The sequence below is a fragment of the Marivirga sp. genome (assembly GCF_024636815.1).
In the GTDB taxonomy this organism is placed as follows: Bacteria; Bacteroidota; Bacteroidia; order Cytophagales; family Cyclobacteriaceae; genus Marivirga.
In genome coordinates this window covers 1-5,167 of the sequence record NZ_JAGXGF010000027.1, presented here as the reverse complement: position 1 = coordinate 5,167, position 5,167 = coordinate 1, and the positions used below count along the sequence as shown (strand labels likewise).

The window sequence follows — 5,167 nt, the reverse complement described above, 5'->3', positions numbered from 1 at the left end:
GCCACCATTATTAAAGTGGATGGGCCAAGTTATCGAGCTAACTATGCTAAGGAGCAAAATAAGGCAAACATCTAAAAAAATTTATGGGTAACCGGCAATGTTAATTGTCGCCGACCGGCAAAAGTAATTGACGTCTAACATTCCAAGGCATTTTGCGCTTTCAAAACTGAATTTACAGATTTTCTTACTGGCAGCACAGGCCCTATAAAGACAGTTTCTATTTCTAACTGAGTTTCGTGAAATTTTGTAAACCTGGAGAAAAATCTTTCAAACATGGCGCTTCCTTTTTGATCAAGAGGGGCAATAATAAATCACTCCAATGCGTTTAGAAAGTGCACAACATGAGACTTTTCACTTTTGTAACATTAAAATAAAAAATTAGGGGTTAAGAATTTAATTTATGGATAGGAATTACAAACCATCTACTTCCTGTTTTTAAAGCGCATCATGTTAGAAATATTTACAGGGACTCAGATGACTTTCATACAATTTATACTAGCAATATTGCATTTGTATTTTCTATCTGAGCGCCTATGTATTATTAAGGGGGACAGCAAACTTTGAGATAATTGTCACCTACTAACTTTCTATTTTTTTTAATCTTTCTTTTGCCACCAATGCTCTACTGCTTTCTTTACCAAACAGATTTATATTTATAGCCAATACTCTTTCCAGTAAGGGATATGCTTTATCCTTTTCTTTTTTATCAATATATAATGAAGCCAAATTGTTAAGATAAATAGCTTTGGATGGATGATTTTCTGGCAATATTTCATCCGCTAATGTTATTGAACGTAAATAATATTCTTTAGATTTAGCATAATCACCACTCATATCTTTAAGTAATCCTAGATTGTTATAACTTGAAATGATGGAAGGATGCTTTTCTCCAAGTAATTTTTTTCTTAAAACCAAGGCTTCGGTTAAATACTTTTCTGCTTCCACTAAATTGTATTTATATAAATAATACATACCCATCGTGTTTTTAACTTTTGCAATTTGAGGAGATGTTGCCGGTATTTTATTTTCAGTTATTGATAAAGCACGATTTAAGTATTTTTTGGCTTGAGTATATTTATGATGGCTTGTATTGATATCAGCTAATGTAATTAAATTACTAATAATTCCAAAATACATTTCCCCATAGAAATTTTCATAAATATCCAATGATTGCTTAGCTAATTTCTCAGCCTCATTGTATTTATCTTGCTCATAGTAAACCGAAGCGAAATTGCTCATGGTGTTTGCTGTTTTGTAATTTTTAGGTCCCAATGTCTTAATTTCATCTTGTAATATTGATGTAAATAGCTCTTCTGATTTTTTATAATTTCCGGTTTTAAAATAAAAATTAGCAAGATTGGTGTAGGTAAATGATTTTTCCTCTTTATTATCTATATGATTTACTTCAATAACTGATAAACTTTTATTAATTACACTCTTGGCATGGTTGTAATTACCATTGTCTATATATAATCTTCCGAGATGATTTAAACTATTCAGTGTTTTGGGATGATTTTTACCAAATTTATTTTCCATTATAGCTAATGCTTTTTTAAAAAAAGGCTCAGCAGCCTTATTTACGCCTCGCAAAACATAGTGCACACCATAACTGTTTGAAATAATTGCAACGATTTCATGATTGTCATTAAGATATTCTCTAGATAATTTAAAAGCTTTTTCATGCAATTCTTTGGCTTCTACAAATCTCCATCGGATATCATATAAGGAAGCAAAATCATCTAACAATACTATATAGTCTTTTGAATATTTTTTAATAGAGCCCTGATATTTTTCAATAAGTTTCTTATATAAACCCTCTGATTTATCAAACTGTCCTTTTTTTTGACAAATAAAGGCCAGATGCTCAGATGTTGATAATACAAAAGAAGAATACTCACCTAAAACGTCTGAGAAAATTTTTATGGCTTTCTTATCAAAATACTCAGCTTCGCTATATTTATTTTGTACACCATAGACTTCAGCAAGAAATTTATAAGCAATTCCAGCAAATTGTTTATTTTCATTTTGTGAGTTTTTAAATTTATCAGCTACTAACTTGTAAATTGACGCTGCTTTTTTATATTGGCCTTGAACTTGATATAATTGGCCTAATTGAAGAACACTAAAAGGAACATATTTATGTTCCTTCTTTACAGCGACTATTAATGCTTTTTTAGAAATTTTAATAGCCTGTTGATAATGTTGTAACTTAAATTCTACTTCAGACTCATGAAACAAAGTCTTCCACTGTCCATCTTCTCCGTAAACTGAAAAAGCTGTAATCAAGCATAACACTATAAATATAATTTTTTTATATTTAACCATTTATACTGCTACTCGCCAATTCATTTGGGGGTGTTTGATTTTTATTATTATTTCCAGACTTATTAGCACTAAAAAAACGATTTGAATTTTGTATTTGATTGCTTTCCTTTTGCTCTGTTTGTTTAGGTGATGCTTTATTCCATACATAACTATAAAAATCTTTTAATCCTTTATTTGCGTTGCTAATCAATTCATGTCCAGCTCGTGCCTGATTAGATGCTGCAATTTTATCTCGAGCTAACAGTCCTCTATTAAACGAATCAAAATATTGTCCTTGTCTTTGAAGTCGTTGAGCTTCCCATAAATCATTAACCCCGGCGTCACTTTGTTTAGTTATAAACTGTTCGTTGTAGGTAAAATCATCCATTATACCTAGTCCAGTAAATGTTAATCCTGCTGGCCCAGCTCCTGTTCTTAATCCATATTTTAAGATTGCTCCAAAAGTTATATCAGATAATGTCCGAGTTACACCTTCTTTCATCATATGTTCATGATCGGCTTCTTCATCAAAATATGCAGAGCCCATATTAAAAATAAACTGAAAAACAATGCCGGTTTTTGCTAGATATGCTTTCGTTGTAAATGAATTATCCTTTTCTAATACAACTTCCTTCCCAACAGATAATGTCTCTTCAAGCCATGTCTTAACAACTTCGCTAACTGCATTTTTTAACTTGCTTTTATTTTTTTTGTCTTCAGGGTAATTAATGTCCGAATCATTATTGGTGGCTTTTTCTAGAGAAAGCTTTATTGATTCAAATAATTCTTGGAGTTCAGGTGAATCAAAATGAATATCATCAATGCTCAATCCAGAGAGGCATTCAGTAATGTCTGCATCTATATCAATATCATCCACTCCTGATTTCTCCATATCCTCCTGAGATAACTCCTCTTCTCTTTTTGAAGGAATAGCATTTTTATCCATCTCTAAATTATCTGGAATTTTCGGCTCTTTCTTCCAACCCATTTTTTCCGCGATTTTTTCTGAGCCTGCAGCTATATTTTCTTGGGCCTGTTTGATATATGCTCCATTTGTTAAGGGAACATCTATTTGAAGATGCAGCTCATCATCTTTAATAACGGTTGCACCATCCGATGAACTGGTGTGAATAATTCCATCTAGATTTTTAATATTTGCTGCTGTACCTTGAGCACCATAGATAACAGGATTCTGAACCGTCTGTTTATTTACACGATCGATGCTCACCTCGCCAACAGCGATAGCTTGCTCACCCGCAGAATTTGATGGTTTTTGACCAGCCATACGTTGCAAATCATTGACATTAAAACTTACGCCCATACCCTTACTATGTTCCTCATCTTTTAATTGTCTGGCATGTAAAGTATCTATATCAATTTCATTTTTACCATCTGATGTAATCTTACCTCCATTCATTGTTGCTTCACCAACATGAACGCGATGCCCATTTGTGTTAATGCCATCTTTTACATGAATGCCACTGTGTTCAACGGTAGTGACCTTTTTAGTTTCTCCTGCATATGCTGACACAGCGCCTGTAGAGCTTGCGCTTGCAGATTCAGATTTACTTGTAAAAACATCCTGTTTGTCATTAATAATTAATTGATCGATATCTGCGTCTAAGGTCCCGGCATTAATGATTGCACCATCGAGCTCTAGCTTACCCATTGCTTTATCGTTATCATGTAGCTTCATGTTGCCATCTGCAGATATCCCGGCATTTATAAAATTCGTTGCTTGTGTAGTCGTTTTCGAATAACTGGCGGATACATCAGCGACTTCTCCTGTAGCAGTAATGCCAACGCCTAATGACTTTGTGGTTTCTTTAGATGATGATTGTAATCCAGCAGCCCTCGCTATTACTTCTGGTGAATTAATGTCCATATCACCACCCGCATGAACTTGAACGCCATTCTCAAGATCAATGCCTTCCCCTGCTTCCAGTTTTACATTACCTCCCCTGTCAACCCCCCCCAAACCTTGGGTTTGATATTTTGAAACGGAGGTTTTCTCTGTTAAGGTGAAGTTGATTGTAGGAGAGAAACCATTTTCACCTCCCAGACCATATCGAGCCATCATCTCCTTACCCAGAGAATCATTAGCAAGACCACGATAAATTGAATTGGTGGTATTATATAAATTTATTTCTAGATTTACTGAGTTGGCTAAGGTTTCTGTTCGATTACCACTTTTTAACCAGCCTTCTAATTTCGCTAAGGTTGCGTCCTCAGCGGTTGCTGCATCAAAAATTTTACCTGAGCTTTTATATGCATTATAAGCATCCATTCCTGGGAGTGATACGCCAAAAGTTCGTGATTTTTCTGTAACTTCATGTTCAAGTATATCGGCACCAAACTTAATCCTTTTCTTAGCTTTCATTTCTAAATCACCATCTCCTGCAAAATAAGCCCCTCTTGCATCAATGTGGCCTTCTGAAGAGTGAATGACAGTAACTCCATCATCATAAAACAAATTGGGTGTTGAACTTTGGTGAGTTTCATCTCTGACGTTTTTAGAAAGCCCAAAATATTTACTAGTGTAATTGTATTCTCTGTTTTCAGACTTTAGACTATATAAATTAACATCATTTTTTGCATAAATTTCTGTACCACCTGGCGATATAAAGTTTGTCGCAACGGACTCTAGGCCACCATATTCAGTCTTCAGAATATTTTTTCCAGCAGCAGATTGAAGATTTGTTCCTTTAACAGTTGTTGATGTAGAAATATGGGTTTCTTTTTTTCCGTACCATTTTTTCTTAGTCCATTGATTTGAAACATAAGCATGTTGTCTTGACCTGAAATCAAAACCTTGATCAGCTTCCAGATAATTAATACCATTACTTATGAAATCTGAGGCATC

Annotated in this window: 2 protein-coding genes; both read right to left on the bottom strand. The window is 34.1% G+C overall.

Annotated elements, in window-relative coordinates; genetic code table 11:
* Positions 1 to 579: 579 nt before the first annotated feature.
* Positions 580 to 2,325, bottom strand: a complete 1,746-nt coding sequence (locus Q0L29_RS02560) for a tetratricopeptide repeat protein (RefSeq protein WP_296618807.1) — start codon at positions 2,323 to 2,325, stop codon at positions 580 to 582.
* Positions 2,318 to 5,167 (bottom strand): hypothetical protein (locus Q0L29_RS02555; protein ID WP_296618805.1); only part of this gene is annotated, 2,850 nt, incomplete at its 5' end. The genes Q0L29_RS02560 and Q0L29_RS02555, both read right to left, overlap by 8 nt.